The organism is Streptomyces sp. GbtcB6, assembly GCF_019091475.1.
Taxonomy (GTDB): Bacteria; Actinomycetota; Actinomycetes; order Streptomycetales; family Streptomycetaceae; genus Streptomyces; species Streptomyces hyaluromycini.
In genome coordinates, this window is record NZ_JAGXJL010000488.1 from 1 (window position 1) to 234 (window position 234).

Sequence of the window (234 nt, forward strand, 5' to 3'; positions counted from 1 at the left end):
TCACGAAGTTCCTCGGATAAGGGCGGTACTGGCTGCCCTCCGTGCACTCGGCCCTCAATCCTTCGCTCCCAGAGCCTAACCAGGGTAGGGCAGGAGCCCGGCGGCGATCCTCTCCCAGGTCGCCTTCAGCTCCGTCGGCAACTCCGGTTTGTCGGGGGTGGGATCGGCCTGTTCGCCGGCTTCTGTCACCCGGTCTCCTTGAGCAACAGCACCGCCCGCCCCTGGGCCGTGGTC

1 pseudogene is annotated in these 234 nt (G+C 67.1%); it reads right to left on the reverse strand.

The window, feature by feature from the left end:
* Window positions 1-75 precede the first annotated feature (75 nt).
* Window positions 76-234, reverse strand: a pseudogene (locus KVT45_RS57575) (twin-arginine translocation pathway signal protein); the annotation flags it as partial.